Origin of the sequence: Aquisphaera insulae, assembly GCF_011064615.1 — a bacterium.
GTDB classification, from domain to species: domain Bacteria; phylum Planctomycetota; class Planctomycetia; order Isosphaerales; family Isosphaeraceae; genus Aquisphaera; species Aquisphaera insulae.
Genome location: NZ_JAALJH010000046.1, coordinates 53,595 through 76,275, shown reverse-complemented (window position 1 = coordinate 76,275; position 22,681 = coordinate 53,595). Strand labels below are relative to the sequence as shown.

Genomic DNA, 22,681 nt, shown 5'->3' with positions numbered 1-22,681 from the left:
AACGCCATCGAGAGAATCGCCCGCATGATCGCCTCCCGGATCGTGATGTGACGTGACGCGACGCGACGGAAGCCGCCCGACGCGGGCCGCCGCCCGCCGCTCGCGGAGATTGTATCGAGACCGCGCCAACGATCCATCCCCCCTCCCGGTCGCCATCAACGCGCAAACACATCCTCGGGGAAGAGGAGGTCGGCGATCAGGAGGCGGAAGTCCTCCCGGCCCCGAATCGCATCCAGGTCGCTGTCGGTGAGCAGCAGCCGGAGCTGCCCGGGGTCCTTGAAGTGGCCGGTCGCGCGGACCTGGCGGAGGATCCGGACGGCGGCGGCCCCGTAGCCGTCGGCGATCGACTTCGCGTCGGCGGGGGGATGGTCCATCCGGCGGACTGCCGCGCACGACAGGGCGTGGACGCAGGCGGCGTTATAGAGATTCAGGGGCGAACGGAAGGTGGCCGACGCCGCGGCCGTGGCGCGGGCGTGGTCCCCCATCCGGGCCAGGGTCAGGGCCCGGCTGGCGGCGAAGTCCTCGCGCATCGGCTCGGGGGCGAGCTCGAGGGCACGCTCCCAGGCGACCAGGGCCTCCGGATAGCGGCCCAGCGCGCCCAGGGCCTCGGCCCGCCCCGCGTGGGAGAACGAGACGGTGGAGTCGACCGCCAGCCCTTCCTGACGCGCCAGGGCCGCGTCCCACTCGGGCAGGGCTTCCGCGTGCCGTCCCAGGGCGCCCAGGGCCGTGCCCTTCAGGCCGTGTGCGTTGCGGAGATAGCGCCTGGCCAGCGCGTGCCGGGGCTCATCCTTCAGCACGCCCTCGAGCACCTTCCGCGACCGCTCGGCCCAGTCGAGCGAGGCCGGGTAGTCCCTCCGGTAGGAGGCCACCTGGCCGAGGTTCCCATAGCTCCCGCCGAGCTGGACGGACAGCTCGACCTGCTCGGGGTGATCGGCGGCGAGCCGCTCGCGGAGCGGGACGACGCGGCGGTAGGCCGCCTCGGCCTCGTCCGGCCGCTCCAGGGCGACGTAGGCGAGGCCCAGGTCATTGAGGCACATCGCCAGGTTGGTCCGATTCTCGGTGACCTCGGGCTCGTCGGCGACCAGCTTCTCCCAGAGCGGCACCGCGTCCCGCAGGGCCCGCACGGCCTCGGCCAGCCGGCCGGCTCGGCGTTCCACCTCGCCGAGATCGAGCCGCGCCTTGGCCAGTCCCTTCCGGTACGAGGAGACGTCGGGATGCTCCTCGAGCAGGGCCGCGACGATCGCCTCGGAGCGCCGGAATGCCTCCCGTGCCTCATCGAGCCGCCGGGTTTCGCTGGCGAGGTGGGCCAGCTTGAAGTTGGCGGTGGCGAGCTCGAATCGGAACTCGGCCCGCGTCGGCTCGCCGTCGGCCTGCTTCTGGTACTCGGCCACCGACCGGAGCAGGTCAGCCCGGGCCTCCTCCCATCGCCCGGTCTCCTCCGCGATCTGCCCCAGGTTGGAATAGCTGCTCCCCAGGCCCCCGTGATGGCGGGGGACGTCGGGCTCATCCCGGACCAGGATCTCCGCATCCTCCCCGGCCGCGCGAAACTCCTTCTCGGCCTCGGCCCGATGACCGCCCTGGAGGAGGACGACTCCGAGGTCGATCCGGGCCCTGGCCAGGCCGCTTCGATGGGCGGAATCCCTGGGGGAACCGGCGACCAGGGGCTCATAGATCGCCACGGCCCGCCTCAGCATCGCCTCGGCCTGGTCGGTGCGTGAGGTGACCGTGGCCAATCGGCCCGCGCGATCGAGCCCCCCGGCGAGCGCGGCCCGGTATCGAGCCTCGACACGGCCCTCGCGGGCAAGCCCCTCGAGGACGTCCAGGGCGTCGCGATAGGCCGACTCAGCCTCGCCAACCTGGCCCAGGCTCAGGGTGATGTCGCCCGCCCGCAGGCCCGCCTCGGCGGCCTCGAGGCGGATCTCGGGCCGGCCGCTCTTCCGCAGCGCGAAGGTCCGGTAGAACCGCAAGGCCCGCTCCAGCAACTGGCGCTGATAGGCGTCCATCCCGGGCTGGCCGTCCAGGTCCCTGGCGACCTGGGTGTACATCTCGTCGACGACCTGCCGCGCCACGTCGAGATTCTCCTCGGCCTCGAGCCGCAGCCGCCGGTCGTTGCGGGCGGACAGCACCAGGCCGATCGCGGCGGCCACGGCCAGCGTCGCGAGCGCGGCCGTGAGGATCGCCACGGCCGGATGCCGCCCGGCCCACCGCGCCAGGCGGCCCGCCGGCCCGACCCTCCGCGCCTGGATCGGCCGCCCGTCCCGGAACCGCCGGAGGTCGTCGGCCAGGAGCCCGGCGGAGGCATATCGCTTCGCCGGCTTCTTCTCCAGGCACTTCAGGCAGATCGTCTCCAGGTCGCGCGACAGGCCGGGCCGGAGCCGGCCCGGCGAGACCGGCTCGGCGGCGATGACCTGGCGGAGCGTCTGATGCGTGGACTCGGCCCGGAACGGCGGCCGGCCGGTGAGCATCTCATAGAGGATCACCCCCAGGGCGTAGACGTCCGCCGTCGGCCCGACCGTCCCGGGCCCGCCCGCCTGTTCCGGCGCCATGTAGCTGGCCGTGCCCAGGATGTCGCCGGTGCGGGTGATCGTCTCGCCGCCCCCCTGGAGGAGCTTGGCCAGGCCGAAGTCGGCGATCTTCGGGGTGCCGTCGGGGTCCAGCAGGACGTTGCTCGGCTTGAGGTCGCGATGGACGACCCCCCGGGCGTGCGCGTAGTCCATGGCGCGGGCCAGCACCTCCGCCGTCTCGACGGCGCGGGGCACGGCCCAGGGCGTGCCGTCCAGCTTCCGGGCCAGGGTCCCGCCGGCGACGTACTCCAGCAGCAGGCAGGGCAGGCCGTCGTGCTCGGCGACCAGGAACACCTGGACGATGTTCGGGTGCTGGAGCCGCGCCACGGCCTCCGCCTCGGTCTGGAAGCGGGCCGTCACGTTGGGCGAGGCCTCGGCGCCGACCAGGATCATCTTGAGCGCGATCTCGCGATTGAGCCCCGGCTGCCGGGCGCGATAGACCACCCCCATGCCGCCCCGGCCGAGCACCTCCAGGACCTCGCAGCCCGCGATGATCCGGCCCGCCGGCATGGCCTCGACGCCGCCGGACGACGACGACGACGACCAATCGCTGCCGGCCCCGGAACTCAGGAAGGACGACTCGATCGCCCGATGGACCTCGAACTGGACGGCGAGCTCCGAGGCCCACCGGGGGAACCGCCGCTGATACTCGTCGAGCTGGGGCGACTGGCCCGCCGCCTCGCGGAGGATGACCTCCTGATAGATCAGGCAGAGGGCATCCTCGGACCGATCGTTGAGGTGGGGATGGCGATCCAGATAGGCCTCGACCGGGGTCTGCTCCCCCTCGCGCCAGCGTCGCCGCTGCTCATCGAGCATGTCGGCCCGCGTCGACTCCTCGCGGCCGGCTCGGCCGGGCTCCGGGGTCCCCTCCTGGGTCGACTCGGTCATGATGGGGTCTCGTCCAGGCGGCGGATGGCCGGCTCGTCGCCGAAGCGGATTCGGTCGATCAGCCTGCACGGGGGTTTGTTTGTCGGCATGGCCATGGCCGCCGACGTCCCAGGTGTGTCGGGCGCCCATCCTACCCTCCGGATCCAGGTCGGCTCCAGATGACGTCGAGACGAGCCCGCCCCCCGAATCCGGCTCATCCCCGCGACAGCGTTTCGTACAGCCCGGCCTCCCCACTCAGCCCGCCGAGTTCCAGGACGGCCCACCGCGATCCTCACGCCCCTGGCGGGCCTCCGAGGACCATCGGTCCCTGGTCGGTTGGCCCTCCGGCCGCGGCGTGGAACCGCCCGAATTTTGGGTCCGATCGTCATCGGGCACCCCCGCTTTCCTTGACTCAAGACCATTATCTGCTGAAACTTGCGTCGATTCCGGCGGGGCTTCGCCGTCGCATTTTTCGGCCTCGCGGGGTTCCTCAGGCCGGGATTCGGGGCTGGCCTCCTCTGCCGAAAGGGCGGCCACCGGCTCGCTCTCACCCTGGCGTTGGGGCTCGGTGTCGACGACCGTCGGCTCATCCCGCGGATCGATCGTCCCGGCTTGCTCCTCGTCCTCGACGACGGCCGGGATCGGCGCGGCTTCGGACGCGTTCCAGCACCCGGACTTCTTCATCCGCGCGACCGTGTCCAGGATCCGGAGCAGCTCCCGCCCTCGCGCCGAGGAGGCCCGCCGGTGCCGGTCCAGCTCCGGGCCGGCGTCGAACGCGGCCGCGTCGGCCAGCTCGTCGGCGTCGACGTCGTCGTCGGTCGCGGCGGCCTCCATCGCCTCCAGCCGCGCCAGCTTCCGCTCCGCCAGGTCGATCAGGAAGTCCTGGGCCGCGTCCGAGCTCGCCGGCGGCTCGCCGAGCACCCGCCAGGAGCGATGGCCCTCGTAGAACTTGTCGTAGATCCGGGTCCGGCGGCAGTAATACTCGTAGAAGGCCTGCCCCTTGCCGCCGCCGAGGAACGCGTCGAAGGCGGCGATCACGGCGTTCAGCTCCAGGTCGACGTTGGCCTCGGTCTGGAGCTTGCCCAGGAGCCGGACGTACCGATAGAAGTCGCCCCAGCCGAACTGGTCGCGGCCGCAGAGCAGGTTGATCTGGGTCAGCCACTGGCGGATCAGCCAGGCGCGGCCTTCATGCATCTCCTCGAGGCCGGCCAGGAAGGCGGCCGGGACGTCGCGGAAGATGTCCGAGTTGCGGTGGCAGCCGGGGGCGGCCTCGAGGAAGAGGTCCCGCGCGAGGTGCTCGACCCGCCGCTCCCGCTCCTCGCTGGGTTCGTTCGCCTCGGCCTTGACCGCGGCCCGCGCCAGTTTGGCGAGGTAGGCGGCCTCGGCGCGGTCGGACCGCTCGAGCATGAACGAGAGCCGCGCCGCGCGGGTCAGCAGGTCGCGCTCGATGCCGTTGGCGGCCTGGCCGGCCTGGACGTACTCGCGGACGCGGCGGTCCAGCTCCTTCGGGTCTTCCTGCGGCAGCACGGGCATCGCGAGCTTCTTCGAGCGGTTGCCGTGCTTGAGCGCGTTCATCTTGCAGGCCGCCTTGCCCGCCTCGGTCTTCGGTCCGCTGCTCTTCTTTGCGTTGCTTCGGTTGGCTTCGATCTGGGCGGCGGTGGCCATGGGAGTCTCTCCGGGTGGTGACCGCGCGCTTGATCCGCGCAGCCTTTACCCAATACAATCCCGAAATTGGCCCCTCCAGTTTCACCCAACCGGAAATTCTCCGCAGGAAAGCGCGCCGTGCGGGAGATCGGCTCGGAGCTGGAGGTCGATCCTCGCCGAGTTGGTCGCCCGAGGCGAGGGCCATGCTCCATCCGAGCCGAGCGTGAGCGGTGGTCTTCCGTGGCATCGGAAATCAGCGGGCGAGGGTCTATCCGGGCGGCCTGCCTTCGATTCCCGGCATGGCCCGGAGGACCGTCGCTGACGCTTCCGGCTCGAATCATCGGGAACTCGCCCCCGTCGGCTTGGATGAGACGTGTCGCATCTTGCCGGGTTGATCGCCCGTGCCGAACGCAGGCATAACAAGCATCGAGGTGTGATGATGTCGTCGCGAGAAAAGATTCCGCCCAGCATCAACTTCGTGGTCATGCCCGCGGACCGGCGGGAGGCCTACGCGTCGCATGTCAGGCACAGGATGTCGCTCTTCGTCAACGTGGCGTTGAGGGTCTGGCATTACCTCTCGTGGGTCCGCCAGTACAACCCGCCCCAGGGCCCGAGCCCGTTCCCGCTCATGGGGGCGTGCTTCTCGCCCCATGCGGACGTCCAGGCGGGCACGGGCTTTCGCAACCCGCAGATCGCCTATGGGAAGCTGGACGCGGCCCACCTGATGAACACGTCCGTGAAGCAGGATATGCTGACGCAGGGCATCCAGCACGTGCCCAACCACGCGCAGGATCAGTGGGACGCCCTCAACGAACTGCGCGAGGTCTCCGCGTCCACGACGACACAACGGCAAGCGGACAACGTCGGGCCCGACAAGGTCATCGACGGCTGCATGACGGTCCTCATCGCCCAGTGGTCGGCGGCCTGCGACAACGGCCAGGCCCCTCCCGATGCGGGCACCCTCATGAACCTCCTGTGCGACCTCTGTCGCGACACCATCGGCAATCAGCGGGTTTACGAGGGATACGACGTGGCGCTCGACGGAATCGAGCGGGCGCGCTCCGACGCCTATGATGTCGAGCGGGATGTCCGGGCGTGGTTGGCTCATTACCGTTTCACGACACCCCCCGCGGCCGCATCCTAGCCCGACCCTGAACGCGTACGGCAACAAGGACACGTCGCGCCGAACCCGACAGGCGGCGACATCGCGACGATCCTTCCCGGGTGGCTGTGGCGGAGACGAAGTCGACGCCACGGGATCGCGACGGCTCGCGCGCAGGGCGTTTGCTCGGGAATCGCCCCAGGCGATCCCGTGGCGTCGCTGCGCTTCGCCACAGCCACCCATGGCTTGACCGCCGGCTCGGGCGGAGGACCTTATCCTTCCCAGGTAATGGCCTTGGCGTGGCGTGTCGGCTTCCGCGAGACGTGTCGCAAGGCGATCATCCGCATCGGGCGCACGAAGCGCCGCCTGGACCGCGGATCGTTGAAGCTGCCGGAATCGCTTGTGGAGCTGGCAGGGAGACGTATAATTCCCGAAAAGGAGAATTTTGGCATGCCAGCTCCGCGTACTCGCCGGTCCGCCGCTCGCGCTCGAGCAGCAGACCGGTCCATGGTGGTTCGCCTGGACGAGGATAGCAAACGGTGTCTGCTGGAAGCGGCCAGGCTTCGGGGCATCAGTCCTAGCGATTATGTGCATGCCGTGGCGGTCGCCCAGGCCCGGCGTGAGGTGGCCGCCGCCCGCGAGCAGACGCTGGCGATGACGCCCGAGGAGCAGCTCGCCTTCTGGAACGCCCTGGCCGATCCGGCACCGCTCACGGAGCCGCAACGGCGTCTCGGCTCCCTCATGCGAGGCCGGGAGTGAGCGAGGTCCGGTTCCCGGACGGATTCCGACTCGAGCCCCTGCGCCGACGAAAGTTCCAGTTTCAGGAGCTTCCGGCCCATCCTTACCGCCTGTACCTCAGCGCCCGTCAGCTCGACGCCATGATGATCGAATCGAGCTTGGAGTCGCCTCGAACGAAGTCCATCTCACTGGATTGATCGAACGACCGAGGCGTCGTCGTACGACCCGATCGGTCCCCCTCATGCTCGAGGAGTGTCGATGCCCAAGCTTCCTGGCTTTCCAGGCGAAATAGGAATGTCCCCGTCGGCTCCCCCTTGGCTTTCCAGGCGAAATAGGAATGTCCCCGTCGGCTCCCAAGGAATGTCCCCGTCGGCTCCCAAAATAGGAATGTCCCCGTCGGCTCCCAGGAATGTCCCCGTCGGCTCCCCACTGGCTTTCCAGGCGAAATAGGAATGTCCCCGTCGGCTCCCGTCGGCTCTCCGTGTTCCCGTCGGCTCTCCGCTCATCCAGGCCACCGTAGGGTCGCTAAAACGGAGGGCCACACGTCTCTTGACCGGCACGCGTGCCAAGAGCCCGCCAGATAGGCAAGGCGACACCGCCCTTCACCCAATGAACTGATCCGTCGGCCGTGAGTACCAAAGCACCTCCGCCATGGAAGCTCCGCGCGGCATAAATCCCGCTGCCGGGCGAACCTCTGATGCCCGCCTCAGGTGGAAGATCCGTGCAATCGGGTATCCGAGAATTGACACCGGTAGCGTGGTTGTACCAGGCATAGTCGAACCCATTACGGAACCACGACGTGCCGCCGATCGACGAGTGTGGCGGAACCCCGGAGGGCACTGAGGCGCAATAATCGATGGCGGTATCGATCGGGTACGGTGGATTGCGAGAAAAGCCGGCGTACCAGGGATCGCGGGCTGGGTCCCAGCCAGTTGGATCGCCACCGCCACGCAATCGTTCGGAGACCAGCGCGGTGTATGTAAGACCGTCGCGGAAGTCGGCCGGGCTGATCCATCGATGAAACTCGAAAGCTCCCGGTTCCGTCGGTCCCATGAGGGAAGCGAAGATCTTATAGCCAGCACCAAGATTCACACGATAGCTCAAGGCGCCAGTCGCTGACAGAGTCGGCCCACCGTCGGTGGGACAAAGGAACACGGACAGGCTTACCGAAACGGCCGACGTGTTCTCGGTATTGATGGGGGAGAAAGGCGACTGGGGTATGTCAAAATTCAGCGAATGATAGAGCTCTTGTTGCTCCAGACCGGGGAGAATTCGACAGAAAGGAGAACTCTGGAAATAGGACATATCCTTGCTTCCGTTCATCCCAGCGGCGGGAAAGACGCCGTAAAGGGTGAGATAGCCATTGAATGCTATACCAATCTGGCTCAGGTTTGAGCTGCATTGAGTCCGTCTCGCGGCCTCTCGGGCTGACTGGAGAGCCGGGAGGAGTATAGCCAATAGAAGCCCAATTATCCCGATGGTCACCAAGACTTCGATCAGTGTGAGTGCCCGGCGCTTGAACATGACGGGTTTCTCCACGAATTCCGCCCACGCATATGAAGGGCAATTCCTCAAGGTGACGGATCGGGAGGAGTCCATCCTTGGATGGTCAATGGAATACGCACCATAAGTCGTTCTGGGGCCGTAAGGCTTACGTCCAGATCGCCCGACGGCATGCCGGTGCCTTCCGGAAAGCAGAGCGATAATTCCAATGCCGCGAGTCCTTTCCCAACTGACTTCGTCTCGTGCCGGACCAGCCGCCACGGGAAAGAGACATTCACGCTATTGATGGTGAGATCGGTGACTGGGGGTATGGCCCGGAGGATGAGCGTTCGTTGGACAACCTCCCCGATCTGCTCACGCCCGATTTCAATCGATGCGGGGCTTGCGGCAACCGGGCCGGAGATACTTCCTGTGACGGAGACATCGACGGCAGGAGCGTCCGCGCGATCCGTCGCAATCTTGACGGAACCGCGAATCGAACCCAATCGCTCGCCGGCGCGGTAGACAATGGTGATTCGGTGAACGGGCAACGCCTGCGAGGCGTCCTCGGCATCCGCCATCAGTTCAGGCAAATCGGCGATGATTCGGGCTATAACAAACGGCTTGCCGTCCGGCGAATGAACCTGGACCTCGCGACGGCACTCGCTCCCTGCGCGAATCCGACTCATGTCGATCGTTTGCGGCACCACGTTCACACCGAGCCAGGTTTCGACGAATAGCGCCAATTCTACTGAGCGTTGCGCAAGTGGAATCAAGTTTTTCACTGTATCTGTAACCCCGCCTGTGCGAAGCAGGAGCGGATCAGATGAGGCTTTTGTCTCACTCGCCCCACGGCGAGATACAACTCCTGGTGAAGTTCTTCCAGGTCGCGGCATGCGACATTGCGCAGCTCGACATTCTTCAAGTGATGCCAGCCTCCTTCATCCCAAGGGTTGAGATCGGGGGCATAGCCCGGCAACGACTCCAGCCACACCCTCCCCCGGGTGTTCGCCACGAACTCCTTTACTTCCGCACGACGATGGATCGGCGAGCCGTCCCAGATGACCAGCAAGCGATCGCCCGCCACGCGGAGCAGATGCTCGAGGAACTCGATGCAATGCAGGCCGTTGAGCGACTCCTGCCGCGCCATGACGAAGACGCGTCCCTCCGGCGTCATCCCGCCCATGACCGAGAGATGATCCCGCGTCTGCTTCACGCGGAGGATCGGGGTCAGGCCCTCAGGGGCATAGGTCTTCACCATCCCGGGCAGGAGGTAGAAGCCCGATTCATCCTCGAAAACAAGCGTCCTGCGCTCCAGACGAGCACTCCGGAGCAAGCCTGGCCAGACTTCATCGCGCCAGCGTCGAATCGCTTCTTCATCCCGCTGGGTGGCTCGCTTGATCGGTTTCTGGGGTGTCCAGTGCAACGCCTTGAGCAACCGGCTGACATGCCCCTTGTGATAGCGGACGCCGAATTCCTCCTCGATGACGCGAGCGACTCGGGCGCAGGTCCAGACCTGTCCGGGGAAGCCGTATGCCTCCGGCCCATGCCAGAGCAGTTCGGGGATCTCGCGTCTCTCCGTGGCAGTGAGCCGCGGCGGTCTCCCCGCGGCGATCCGGGCTCGGAGCGATTCCCGGCCGCCGGTTCGGGCATGAGACAGCCAACGACTGAGCGACTCCTCGGAGACATCGAGGGCCTCGGCGACATCACGCTGAAACCAACCTCGATGCTTGAGGTACAAAGCCCGGTATCTCCGCCACTCAAGGCATTCAGGCGGGATGGTCGGAGTGTCTTCCATCCCTCCATCTTACTGGAAGAAACTTGATCTCACTTGCGCAACGCTCAGTAGCTTTCCTGGCGATAAAGGAATGTCCCCGTCGCGGGTCCTAGGAATGTCCCCGTCGCGGGTCCCCCGTCGCGGGTCCCCCGTCGCGGGTCCCTGTCGCCGTCGCGGGTCCCTCAGAGCCGGAGGCGTAAGCGACGGTCTGTTCCAAATTTGGGATCAACCGTCGCTTACGCTTCCGGCTCGAAAAGACCGAAACTCTCAACCTTGGCAGAGCACCAGGAATGTCCCCGTTGGCTGTCCCAAACTCTCTGGCCTTCCTGGCGATATAGGAATGTCCTCGTTGTCTATCCTTCCTCGTTGTCGATCCTAGTGTGGCAGTACAGGGAATAACGACGCATACGTCTTGTAGTCATTGAGGTACGCCCGAAGCGCGGTGGCCTCTTTCGGATCACTGAACCACCATGCTACGCGTGTCTCAACTCCTTCATAGAGTGCAATCGCTTTTCTTCCTGTATTCCAGGCGAGCTTGCCGGCAAAGTATGTCCCATACGCGATGTGAGTGCCTAGCGGTATGGGAATTCCCGCTGCTCCACCCGAGAAGAGCATAACATCGGTATACCAGTCCAGATCCATAACTCCAGCCGCTGTTTGCACCGGCTTGTTGTCAAACTCAGGTCCCATGGGGGTATCACCGGCGGTGTTGCTGAAGTGGAGAGCGGTCTCCCAGGTGCCGTTAACAGCTTCATAGGCGAGCATTTGTTTGATGACGGCACACTGGCCAACGGTCAGTTGCGTGTTCGGAGGCGGAGGAACCTGCTGGCTGTATATAGCCATCAGCCTGGCAGCAGAAACGAGTACGCCGATCGTGCTCACCGTCAGCATGACTTCTGCAAGGCCGAAACGTCCGCCTGGGTCCACGAACTGCGTAGGGCTAAGATTGCCGTACACGTATCTGTGGAGGGTTATTGGATTTCTCCTGAGCCCCTCGAACGTGTCCCGACTCGCGAACCTCCCCGTCGCCGGATTCATGTACCTCGCCCGCAGGTAATCCAGGCCCGTGGCCGCGTCCCGCTGCTCGCCCGCGAACAGGTACACGTTCCCCGTGCTGCCGACCTGGCCGATGGTCCGGCCGAAGGCGTCGTAGATGTAGCGGTCGGTGACGATGCCGCTCGCGTTCGTCAGGGCGCGGGTGCTGCCCAGGCCGTCGACGTGGTAGTACGACGTCGACCCGGCGCGGTCCTGGGAGATGAGGTCGTTGCCGTGGACGTACGAGACCTTGATCACGCCACCCGAGGTGTATTCCTCCAGGACCTGGGCATACGGCTGGACGGTGTCGATCAGGTAGCGCGTCTCGCCGGACGCATCCGACGAGGCGACGCGGATGCCATCGATGTCGTACTCGTAGGAGGTGTGGCTCGTGCCCGAGGCGTCGGTGACGTCGGCGCCGATCATCCGGTTCTCGGCGTCCCACTCGTAGAGGGCCTGGTCGACGGCCGAGGTGTTCCTCGACAGCGTGTTGCCGTTGGCGTCGTAGATGTAGTACGTCACCTTCGGCCCGAGGGTCTCGGTCAGCAGCCGGTCGTTGGCGTCGTAGGTGGAAATGGTCTCGCCCTCGGCCGAGTCCACGCGGGACTTGCGATTGCCGACCGGGTCGTACGTGTAGTCGACGGTACGGGTGGTGTGGTCCGCGTTCGTGATCCGCTCCTCGATCAGGCGGTCGAGGAGGTCGTACGTGTAGGCGACGGTGCGGCCATCCTGCTCCACGACGGCATCGCGGCGGCCGTTGGCGGCGAGGGTGTAGTGGAAGCTCTCGATCAAGGCACCGCCGGGCGCGCGGTCGTCGATCGCGAGCAGGCGGCCGAGGTCGTCGTAGGTCCGCGTCTCGACGGTCCCATTCGGCCGCTCGGTCTTCGCCAGGTTGCCGATGGCGTCGTAGGTATACCGGATGAGACCACCGCCGGGGCCGGCCACCGTCTCGGTGCGATTGAGGGCGTCGAAGGTGTAGGTCGTCGTGCCCGCGGGGATCTTCACCGACGTCCGGTTGCCGGCGAGATCGTACGTATATGAGATCTTCGTGCCGTCGGGGTCGGTGCGGGACGTGAGCCGGTCGCGCTCGTCGTAGGCGTAGCTCGTGGTCCCCCGGGCGTCGGTCGCGGTCTTCCGCTGGCCGGTGGGCGTGTAGGTGATGGTGACAGCGCTGCCGCCCGGGAGATGCTTCGCCGTCAGGCGGCCGAGCAGGTCGTAGTCGTAGGTGGTCGTCTTGCCGTTGAAGTCGGTCGTGCTCGCGACGGCGCCGACCGCGTCATATTCCGTCGTCGACCGCTGGGCGAGGGGCAGGACCGTCGCCGTGCGTCGACCGAGGCCGTCGTACTCGTACTTCGTCGCATGCCCATTCGCGTCCGTCTGCTCGACGAGGTCACCGAGCTCGTCGTAGGCATACGTCGTCCGCTGGCCCAGGGCATCGACGACGGCGACCAGCCGATCGGCCGCGTCGTACTCGTAGCGCGTCGTCCGGCCGAGCTGATCGGTCCGCCCGACCAGGCGGCCTCGGGCATCGAACGCGCTCGAGGTGGTCGTGCCGTCGGCGTAGGTGACCCCTACGAGCCGGCCGGCGGCGTCGAAGGTCGACCGGGTCGTGTGGCCCAGGGCGTCGGTCATGCTGGTGGCGCGGCCGGCGGCGTCGTACTCGGTCGTCGTCTCGTGGCCCAGGGCGTCGCGGACGAGGACCTGACGGCCCTCGGAGTCGTATTCGTACTGGGTGCGATGCCTCAGCTCATCCAGGGTGGCCGTGACGCGGCCGGCGTCGTCATACTCGGTCTTCGTCCGCGGGTTGTCTCCAGCGTTACCGGGCGTGGCGTCGGCGTAGACGGTCTCAACCAGCCGACCCAGGGCGTCGTAGTGCATTTCGGTGCGACGCCCGGCCGCATCGATCGTGGCGACCTGATGGCCGGCGGCGTCGTACTCGGTGGTCGTGCTGGTCCCGTCGGGGAGGATCGTCCTGACGAGCTCGCCGCGGTCGTCGTAGTGATACTCGGTCTTTCGGCCCAGGGCGTCGACCGTCGCGATCCTCTGGCCTGCGGCGTTATAAGTCGTGCTGGTGATGCCACCTGCCGCGTCGATCACCTTGACGACCCGGCCCTCATCGTCGTACTCGGTCTTCGTGATCAGCGTCCGGACGCCCGCGGACGTTGTCAGCTTCTGGGTCGTCGTGAGCAGCCGGCTGTTGGCGTCATAGGTACTGATCGTGACGTTGCCGAGGGCGTCCGTCTGGCTCACCACGTTGCCGGAGGCGTCGTACGTGAACTGGTAGAGCGTCCCGAGCGAATCCGCCATCGAGAGCGGATTGCCCGACGCGTCGTACGTGAACCGGGTCACCTTGCCGGCCGCATCACGCATCTCCAGCAGGTTGCCGCGGGTGTCGTAGGCGGTGGTGGTCGTGTTGCCGAGGGGGTCGGTCGCGGTCAGAACGTTGCCGAAGCCGTCGTAGGTCATCCGGGTGACGTGGCCGAGTGCATCGGTCTCGGTCAGGACGTTGCCCCGGGTATCGTAGGTCCGGGTCGTGACGTGGTGGAGCGGGTCCTCGGTGGTCAGCTCGTCGTTGTTCGCGTCGTAGGTGTGCTTCGTCACGCCGCCGAGGGCGTCGATCTCGGTGACGATGTTTCCGCGGTCGTCGTACTCGTAGATGGTCGGGCTGCCGAGCTGATCGTACACGGTCTGGCGGGAATGCGTGGGGTCGTACAGGGTCTTCACGACGTGGCCCGCGGCGTCGATCACCTGGTAGAGCCGGCCCTCGTCGTCGTACTCGGACCGAATCCCCGTGCGGCCGAGTGGGTCGATGACCGACGCGAGGTAGTGCGGACGGTCGGTCCGATAGGTGAACTGCGTCGTGGCGTCGGCGCGGTCCGTGACCGCGACGAGGTTGCCGGCGGCGTCGTAGCGGTAGGTCACCTTCTGCCCCATCGGGTCGACGACGGCCGTGATCCGCCCCTGCGGGTCGCGCTCGAAGGCGACCCCCTTGCCGGCGGAACTGACGATGCCCGCGTCGGTGAACGTCAGCGTGTTGCCGTTGCGGTCGGCCACGGTCCGGAGCTTGCCGGTGAAGCCGTCGATCGTGTAGACGACCCCTTCCTTCGTCGTCAGCGTGTAGATCCCGCCGAAGGCGGGGTCGGCCGGGTTGTAGGGGAGGCTGCCGTAGAAGTCGCCGTAGGTGCCGTCGTCGAACCGCGCCAGGCCGATGTTCGACACGGTGAGCGTGTCGGTCACGCCGGGATCGGCCTGGAACTTCGGCGTGTAGAGGGTGGCGACGAACAGGCTGCGGCCCGCGGGCGCGAAGGTGAACCCCTCGCGCTTGCCGCCCGGGAGCGTGACATAGACCCGCGTGTTGTCCCGGAAGGCCCGGAAGAAGCCGTCGGCCTCGTCGCCCGTCTTGCCGACGCTCGTCCGCAGGTCTGTGTTGCTCACCTCGAGCCGCCAGCCATAGCCGAAGTCGTCCTGACTCGTAGCGCTCATGCTGTCATAGGTACGTCCTACTGTGATCGGGATGCCCGACACGGGGACCGTCATGTCCACGAACGAGAGCGTGAAGTTCCCGAGCTTGAGGTCGCCGGCGAAGCTGACGAGCCGCTCGTCGGTCGCCGTGTGCCCGCCGGCATCCCTGGCCACCAGGCGGAGGATGTACGAATCGTTGCCGAACCGGGCCGGGTCGAGCGTGCCGAGCACCCCATCCGTCACGCTGCTGGTGCCCCGGGCGATCACCACCGCGTCGCCGCCGTCGACCGGCTGGAGCTCCAGCGTGTATTCGACGAGCTTCGAATCCGAGGCCGTGCCGATCACGGAGACCGCGGACGTGATCACCACATCGTCGCCCGGCGACGTGATCGACGCGATGGGCGCATCGGCGTCGGTCGTGTCGATCACCGACACCTGGACCGAGGCCGTCCCGACGTTCCCCGCCGCGTCCGTGACCGTGGCGACCGCCGGGACCAGGCCCACCCGGGCGGCCTTCACCGTGGCGCGGCCGGACGAGTCCACGGCCACGGCCTGGCCGTCGAACATCAGCCTGAGGCCGGTCACGCCCACGTTGTCCGTGAAGGCGACGGTGAGCGTCGCGTCCGCCCCAAGATTGGTCGGGTTGGGCGAAGCCACAAGCGTGACCATGGGCACCTCGGTGTCGGCGGCGACCGTCAGCGTGAACGGCTGGCTCACCTCGCCGCCGCGACCGTCGGAGACGACGACCTCCGCCGCGACCTTCCCCACGTTCGCGACGGTCGTCTTCCAGGTGATTCGCCCGACCGTGTCAATGGTCATTCCCGCTGGCGCCGAGGCGAGGCGATACGCGAGGCTGTCGCCGTCGGGATCGGTGGCGCGGAGGTCGTAGCGGTACGTCAGCCCGGCCGTGACCGAGGAGACGGGCGTGGACGCGATGGACGGAGCCCGGTTCGCGGCCCGGACGGAGATCGTGAACCTCTGCCCGGCGACGTTGCCGGCCGGGTCCTCGGCGGCGACGACCACGGTCGTGCTCGGCATCTGACCGGCCGTCGGCGTCCACGAGATGACCCCCGTGGCCGCATCGATCGTCATCCCCGTCGGAAAGGTCAGGAGCGAGAACGTCAGCGGCTGATTTTCGGGGTCGCTCGCGGTGACCGCATATCGATACGGCGAGCCGACGCTCGCGACATAGCCCGGCGTCGAGGTGATGATCGGCGGCAGGTCCTCCCCGGCCGGCCTGGCCTCAACGATGAAGGCTTGAGTGCCCACGCCCCCGCGCCCGTCCTCGACCCGAACGGCGACCGCCTGGGCCCCCAGTTGCGACGCCACCGGCGTCCATGTGATGAGCCCCGTGGTTGCGTCAATCGTCATCCCCGAAGGGAAGGTCGTCAGGGCGTAGCTCAACGGGTCGCCATCGGCGTCGATCGCCACGACCTGATAACGGTAGGCCCGGTCCTCCGCGGCTGTGGTCGACGGGACCGACGTGACGTTGGGTGGCGAATTGACGGCGCGGACGACGACCGTGAACGACTGAGTCGACGAAGCTCCCTGCGTATCGGTGGCCCGAATCACGACGGCCTGGCTGCCGATCTGCGCCGCCCCGGGCGTCCATCGCAGGGCGCCCGTGCTGGCGTCGATGGCCAGACCCTGCGGAGCGGTGTCCAGGCTCCAGACGACCGTGTCCCCGTCGGAGTCGTCGGCCTTCGCGTCGTAGCGGTAGGCCGCGCCGGCCACGCCGGAGAGGATCGGCGTTGAGACGATCGCGGGGGCATGATTCTGGCCCAGCGTGGAGACCTCGACCGTGAAGCCCTGAGTGGCGAGTCCCCCGCGCCCGTCCCGGACCCGGACGGTCACGTCGTTCGGCCCGAACTGGCCGGGCAGGGGCTCCCACGCGACCAGGCCGGTTTCCGCGCCGATGGTCATCCCGGCGGGGGCCACGCTTAGCTCATAGGTAAGCGTGTCACCGTTCGGGTCGTCCGCCTCGACCCGATACGCATACCGGCCTCCGAGCCGCGCGGAGGTCGGCGGGCTGGAGGTGATCGTCGGATCGGCGTTGGGCAGCCCGGCCACGACAGTAAGGTAGAAAAACTGCGGCGCCTCTCCGCCGCGGCCATCGCCGGCCACCACCATGACGAGTTCGGGCGATGAGGTCTCCTCGGTCGGAATCCAGCTCAGGATCCCCGTGATCGGATCGACGGTCATCCCGTCGGGAGCCATGCCGAGGCGGAACGTGATCGGGTCCTGGTCCGGATCGATCGCCTTCACCGCATACCGATACAGGCTTCCCACCGCCGCCGGCCCACGCGGGCTCGAGGTGATGACCGGCGCGGTATTGGGCGCGGGGACGGTGATGCGGATCGCCTGGAGATCAACGCCGCCCCGCCCGTCCTGCACGCGGAGGATCGCATCGAACGTCCCGATCTGCTCGGCCGTCGGAGTCCACACGAGGATGCCGGAGGCCGGGTCCACGGCCATGCCATCCGGCCTGACGACGAGGTCATAGGTCAGCGGATCCCGATCCGGGTCGGTGGCGCGTGCGTCGTAGCGCAGGCGCCAGCCGATCGCGGCGCTGGCCGGAGCCGTTGTGACAAACCGCGGGGATCGGTTCGGCCCCGGATCCACGATCCGCATGTTGCCGAAGTCGATGCCGGTGACGATCTGGCCCGCCCCAACTTCCACGTCGAATTGACCGGGCGTGGCCCCCGACGTCGGGCTGGTCTGCGTCCAGCCTGGCTTCGGCTCCATGGCGACGTGGTAGACGCCGGAGAGGAGGCCCCGGAGGGCGTAATTGCCGTCTGCGTCGGTCGTCGTGGATTGCTCCCCCTCGTCGCGCCGGCCGTTGGCATTCTGGTCGAGGTAGACGGTCCAGCCGGGTAAGGCCGGCTCGGACACGATCCGGGATGTCGCCACGACGACGTTGTCGAGCCCCCAGCTCTCGTCGGAGAGGTCCTGGAGATTCGAGGCGGAGAACGCCAGGACGATCGAACCGGAAGTGTGGGGGATGTCGAAGGAAAGATGATAGACGGAGTCGAGGTTCGGCGTCCCCCCCCACGAGTAGCCGAGGGTTCGATTCTCGGCCGCGCCCGTACCACCCAGGTAGCGGCCGCCGGGATAAGGATCGGGATAGGACTGGACCTCCGCCGGCACCTCTCCCGAATAGGGTAACCGGAACGTCGTGTGGAGAAGCGTCGGCCCGCCGACGACGCGCAGGTCCCAGACGTCGGGGCCCGGATAGAGCGTTCCATTCCCGTCCCAGGTGCGGATGATGTAGAGGTCGAACTCGACATGGACGGTGTCGTGCCCCGGCAGGCCGGAGAGGGTCAGCGTCTGGGTCTGGTTGCCGAACTGGCCGAGGAAACGATCCGCCCTGTGCGCAGCGGTTCCGGGCGTGATGTCGACCTTCCGCAGCGACCACTCGGGCCCGGCGGCGGCGCTCTCGAAGTCCTCGGAATAGGCCGGGGTGAGCACGGGTGATGAGTCGCGCCTTCCGTTCCCGTTAACGTCCTCGAAGGCCGTCCCTCGAATCTCTCCCCGCCCGGCCGACGAGGCCACGTCGACAGCGAAGCTCTGCTCGTCGAACCCCCCGCGGCCGTCGTCCACGCGTACTGTGACCGCCTGGGCCCCTTGCAGGCTCGGCGCCACCACCCACGAGATCTCCCCGGACGCGGGATCGATCGTCATCCCGAGCGGATGCCGGGCGAGGCTGTATGTCAACGCGTCGCCATCGGGATCGACCGCGGCGACGTCATACACCATCTGGGCCTGGAAAGCCGTCAGGGCAACGCTGTCGAACCATTCGGTGTCGGGGCCGAGCTGGAACTCCCCGCGGATGTAGAGCGCGGACAGCGAGGACAGGACCGTCCGCATGTCCGACCGGGTCGCGGCCGGGCCGGAGAGGCTGTCACGCCTCCAGCCGCCCTCGAAGAGGCCAACGCTGTACCCCGTCCATCCCGTGGCCGGGTTTGAAGACGTGTCGTAGACGAGCGTGAGCCCTCCACCGACGAGGATCACGTCCTCCTGGGAGAACGGATCGTTCGTAGGTGACTGTGCCAGGCTGAACGAGAGGATGCCCCCGTAGGCCGCCGACATGTCCCCCAGAAACTTCGAAGACGCCGACCAGTATTGCGTATTGCCGACGCTCAGCGATCCGTCCGGATCGTCGATGCGGATCGATCCGCCCGGGCTTCCTCCGGTGGCCACGAACGTCGGGTTGTATGTCCCCAGGACGGCCGGCGGCGAGCCCGCCTGAGGATACTTCAGAGTGACGCTCTTCCATCCTTCGGAATCCGAGTCGAAATCGCTGGACGCGAGGACCCTCGACGGCGAGACGACGACTTCCGTCGGCGGCGTGCTCACAATTGCCGGCGGATGGTTCCCCACCGCGGGCCGGACGTCGATGGAGAAGGCCTGAGTCGCCGTGCCGCCATGGCCATCAGAGACGTTTAGAACGACCTCGTTGATCCCGACCTGCTCGGCCCGGGGAGCCCACGTGATCAGGCCGGTCGCCGAATTCACGATCATCCCCGAGGGGTGCTCCGGCAGGGAATACGTGAGCGGGTCTGAGTCCGGATCGATTGCATTGGCCTGGTAAGCATAGGAAATCCCGGATGAGCCGGGCACCACCGCATTGCCAAGGCCGTACAACCCGAGGTTCGACGGACTGAAGTCGGCCAGCAAGGTCGACGAGGCATTCGCCTTGTCCGTTCGATAGAGCCGGAAGGCGGGTGAGCCCTGCGCTCCTCCTCCGGTATAGAGCTGGCCGCTTCGATCGAAGGAGATCGAGGGCGCAAGGCCGCCGAGATCGAGCGTCCCGATGGTCCGGACCTCACCCGTGGCGGGGTCGATACGGTAGAGCCGATCCGAGAGGCTGACCGCATAGAGCACATTCTGGGTCGGGTCCCAGGCCAGGTCGGCGCCACTGTCAGACAAGGAGGCCACGGTGCGAATCGCGTGGGTCTTGAGGTCGTAGCTGCTGATCGTCGCCCGGTCGTAGCTCCACGAGTACAGGACGTTCGTCTGGGCCCAGGCCAGGGAATTGCCCCGAATCTGGGCCGCCACCAGCGTCGCCAGCGACCCGTTCTTCGTATCGACCGCGTAGACTCCATCGAAAGTCGCGGCGTACAGGACACCGTCGTCTGTGCCCGCGAGATCACCGACGACGACTCCCATGCTCCCGATGGCCTTCACGACGGGAGTCGAAGAGTTGAAGCCCTGAACCAGGATCAGTTGGCTCGCGCCCTGGATATCGCGGCTGCTCCCGTACATGACCTCCATCGTGGTGATATCCACGTTCGCCGAGACCACCGGCGTCGACGTGAACACCGGCGGCCGGTTCGGCGGCGGGGCGATCGTCGCGAGCGTGAACCGCTGGGTCGCGGTCCCGCCGTGGCCGTCGGCGACCGCGATCGTCACGTCGGCGGTCCCCACGTCGTTCGCGGCCGGCGACCACGTCACCAGCCCGGTGGCCGCGTCGATCGCCAGGCCGGCCGGGCCGGAGACGATCGAGAAGGCCAGGGCATCCCCCTCGGTGTCGCTGGCCGCGGCCCGGTACGCGTAGGGCTTGCCGGCGACCGCCTCCGTGCCGGGCGTCGAGGTGAACGCGGGCGGCGTGTTGAGGTGGCCGAGGAAGACGAGGTCATACGTAAATGCCTTGCCCGAGGGGTTCGCGAACGAGATCGTCCGCGCGGCCGTCGTCCCGCCGGGCGCGAGCAGGCCGCCCGAGACGAGCGTGGAGAGGTCGAAGTACGGCAGCCCCTCCGGCGTCGTCCCGTCGGCGCCTCGGACGCGCACGGTCGGGTCGCTGAGGTGGGCGATCGCGACGATCAGGGGCGACTCCACCGCGTACGAGCCCGAGTTCTTCGCCGCCAGGTCGGCATACAGAACCTTCGCCGCCTCGTCGAACGAGGTCCGGCCGTAGGCGGGACGGACGCTCGCGGAGACGTCGGCGAGGTGGGCGAAGTCGATCGAGGCGGACGACTGTGACGAGGCCGCCGCTGGCTGGCCGCCGGGCCCGACCGGCGAGCCGACGAGCGGGCCGACCGCCACCTGCGCGATCCGGACCGTGGTCGTGGTGTCGCCGTCGTTGTTCACGAGCCGCAGGATCAGCGTCGCCGCCGTCCCGGGGGTGACCTGCGAGAGGTCCAGGGTGATCGTGTCGCCCGACCATTTCGCCCAGGCGCCGACCGCCGCGACCTGCCCCTCGGTGAGGTTGAAGAAGGCGTCGCGGCCGGCGGCGATCGTCGGCACCAGCGACCGGCCCGAGGCGTCGACCAGGGCGACCTCGAACGCGTCCTTCGCCCGCCCCGTGCTGCTGGTGTCGAACGTCGGGCCGGCGAGCTTGACCGTCAGCATCGACGGCGACGACGGGACGACGATCGACCGGCGGATCGCGGGCTCGAAGTCGGTCCGCTCCGTCAGGGTCTCGCCCGTCGCCGCCGTCTTCAGGGTGAACGGCACGTCCGTCACCGCGGACGTGTTGCCGGCCAGGTCGGTCGCCTTGACGTGGAAGGTGTGCGGGCCATCGGCGCTGCCGTCGACGGCCAGGCCCGCGGCGACCGCGAAGTGCCCGGAGGCGTCGAACGGAACCGCCGCGTAAGCACCGCCGTCGAGCGCGACCTGGAGCGAGGCCACGCCCGCCGTGACGTCCGTGACCACGCCTTGCAGCGTCACGTCGCGGTCCACCGTCGCGCCGGAGGTCGGGCTCGTCACGGTCACGACCGGCGGGGCCGTGTCGAGCGTGAAGCTCCGATCGAGGGCCGCGGAGGCGTTGCCGACGCGGTCGGTCGCGATCAGGCGGACCGTGTGCACGCCGTCGGCCGTGTGGTCGAGGGGCAGGGGGGTGGCGAAGCTGAAGTTGCCCGAGGCGTCGAAGGTCACCGACGTCGCCGGCCCGCCGTCCAGCGAGGCCGTGAGCGAGGCCACCCCGGTGAGGTCGTCCGTGACCTTCCCGGCGAACGTCGGATTGGTGCGCGTGAGGAGCCCCGCCGTCGGGGTGGAAAGCTGGATGACCGGCGCGGAGGCGTCCAGCAGCAACCCCAGCGACGCCGACTGCGACTGGCCGAAGCCGTCGGTCGCCCGGACCTGGAGCGTGTTGTCGCCGGCCGCGAGCGTGTAGGCGATCCCGAAGCCGCCGGCGGGATTGGCGACCGCCGAGCCGTCGTCGAACCCGCCGTCGCTCCCCGACTCGAGCGCGAGGCTCGCGCCCGAGGCCGTTTGCCCCGGCAGCAGCCCGGTCGCGTTCCGCGTGGCGAGCGAGCCCGAGGGGAGCGTCACGACGCCGGCCGGCGTCCCCAGGGAGAGCGACAGCGGCGCGATCCGCGTCGCGGCGCCGACGTTGTACCGCCACTGGGTGTAATCGAACGAGGAGATCTTGCCGTCGAGGTTGGCATCAGCCTCGACGAGATACCGCCCGTCGCCGGCGATCGACCCATCCAGGGCGCGGATGCGGGCCCCGTCCGCCAGGTCGATGGCGTGGTTGCCGTCCGCATCACCGGCGAGGAAGGCATCGAGGCGGAACTCGCCGGAGGTCCCGTGCTCGCCCGAGACGGCGAGCTGATAGCTCGCGAAGCCGAGCGAGAAGAGGGCCAGGCTCTGCGCCTTCCCGCCGAGGTCGGCATTCACGTAGGTGGGGGACACGACCGCGCCCGAGGCCGTCCGGACCGTCACCGCCGCCGGGTCGAGGCCACCGGCCGCTGACTCCACGCGGAAGCCGACGACCACGCGGCTACCGGGCATGGTGAAGTCCGCCGGCGAGAGCGTCACCGGGATCGAGGCCGCCTGGCCCGTCGCGGGGACGACCGCGCGGAAGCGGGCGAAGACGTTCGACGCGTCGAGCATCGTCCGGTCCTCGAGCCGCTCCATCCCCAGGCGCAGTCCGGAAGGGCGGCGGCGGGGCCGCCGAACGTCGTGAAGGTGATGACGCATCTTCGGTGCCTGCTCTCGATGAGTGTCTGTCCTGGAAGCCCGGTGCCGCGGAGGCCGAGCCCGCTTCCTCTTCCCGTTGCAAGGCTG

8 protein-coding genes are annotated in these 22,681 nt (G+C 67.8%); 2 read left to right on the top strand and 6 right to left on the bottom strand.

Features of this window, described 5'->3' with window-relative positions:
- Positions 1-155: 155 nt before the first annotated feature.
- The gene (locus tag G6O54_RS22205; protein ID WP_165228142.1) at positions 156-3,452 is read right to left on the bottom strand and encodes a serine/threonine-protein kinase; all 3,297 of its coding nucleotides are present in this window, start codon (positions 3,450-3,452) and stop codon (positions 156-158) included.
- 234 nt (positions 3,453-3,686) lie between these two features.
- Positions 3,687-5,096, bottom strand: coding sequence for a prolipoprotein diacylglyceryl transferase (locus G6O54_RS22200; protein WP_165228140.1), 1,410 nt, complete (start codon positions 5,094-5,096; stop codon positions 3,687-3,689).
- Between the two features lie 418 nt (positions 5,097-5,514).
- Here G6O54_RS22200 and G6O54_RS22195 point away from each other — a divergent pair, with 418 nt between their 5' ends.
- Both G6O54_RS22195 and G6O54_RS22190 read left to right on the top strand, forming a co-directional pair.
- Entirely contained in the window at positions 5,515-6,219 is a 705-nt protein-coding gene (locus tag G6O54_RS22195) for a hypothetical protein (protein ID WP_165228138.1), read from the top strand.
- A 465-nt stretch (positions 6,220-6,684) separates the two neighbouring features.
- Complete coding sequence (locus G6O54_RS22190) at positions 6,685-6,936, top strand: type II toxin -antitoxin system TacA 1-like antitoxin (RefSeq protein ID WP_205678992.1); 252 nt, start codon at positions 6,685-6,687, stop codon at positions 6,934-6,936.
- A 504-nt stretch (positions 6,937-7,440) separates the two neighbouring features.
- Here the strand turns inward: G6O54_RS22190 and G6O54_RS22185 are convergent.
- From G6O54_RS22185 to G6O54_RS22170, 4 genes are all read right to left on the bottom strand, one after another.
- Entirely contained in the window at positions 7,441-8,439 is a 999-nt protein-coding gene (locus tag G6O54_RS22185; RefSeq protein WP_165228156.1) for a DUF1559 family PulG-like putative transporter, read from the bottom strand.
- A gap of 47 nt (positions 8,440-8,486) precedes the next feature.
- Positions 8,487-9,182 (bottom strand): hypothetical protein, encoded by a 696-nt coding sequence (locus G6O54_RS22180; RefSeq protein ID WP_165228134.1) that lies wholly within the window; start codon positions 9,180-9,182, stop codon positions 8,487-8,489.
- Positions 9,179-10,195, bottom strand: a complete 1,017-nt coding sequence (locus tag G6O54_RS22175) for an IS630 family transposase (RefSeq protein WP_165228132.1) — start codon at positions 10,193-10,195, stop codon at positions 9,179-9,181. The genes G6O54_RS22180 and G6O54_RS22175 overlap by 4 nt, the downstream gene beginning before the upstream one ends.
- A 354-nt stretch (positions 10,196-10,549) precedes the next feature.
- Positions 10,550-22,507 (bottom strand): putative Ig domain-containing protein, encoded by an 11,958-nt coding sequence (locus G6O54_RS22170; protein ID WP_165228130.1) that lies wholly within the window; start codon positions 22,505-22,507, stop codon positions 10,550-10,552.
- Positions 22,508-22,681: the final 174 nt, after the last annotated feature.

Excerpts from the sequence above, each read along its gene's own strand:
- G6O54_RS22205 (WP_165228142.1), bottom strand. The coding sequence starts at position 3,452 with ATGACCGAGTCGACCCAGGAGGGGACCCCGGAGCCCGGCCGAGCCGGC.
- G6O54_RS22200 (WP_165228140.1), bottom strand. The coding sequence starts at position 5,096 with ATGGCCACCGCCGCCCAGATCGAAGCCAACCGAAGCAACGCAAAGAAG.
- G6O54_RS22195 (WP_165228138.1), top strand. The coding sequence starts at position 5,515 with ATGTCGTCGCGAGAAAAGATTCCGCCCAGCATCAACTTCGTGGTCATG.
- G6O54_RS22190 (WP_205678992.1), top strand. The coding sequence starts at position 6,685 with ATGGTGGTTCGCCTGGACGAGGATAGCAAACGGTGTCTGCTGGAAGCG.
- G6O54_RS22185 (WP_165228156.1), bottom strand. The coding sequence starts at position 8,439 with ATGTTCAAGCGCCGGGCACTCACACTGATCGAAGTCTTGGTGACCATC.
- G6O54_RS22175 (WP_165228132.1), bottom strand. The coding sequence starts at position 10,195 with ATGGAAGACACTCCGACCATCCCGCCTGAATGCCTTGAGTGGCGGAGA.
- G6O54_RS22170 (WP_165228130.1), bottom strand. The coding sequence starts at position 22,507 with ATGCTCGACGCGTCGAACGTCTTCGCCCGCTTCCGCGCGGTCGTCCCC.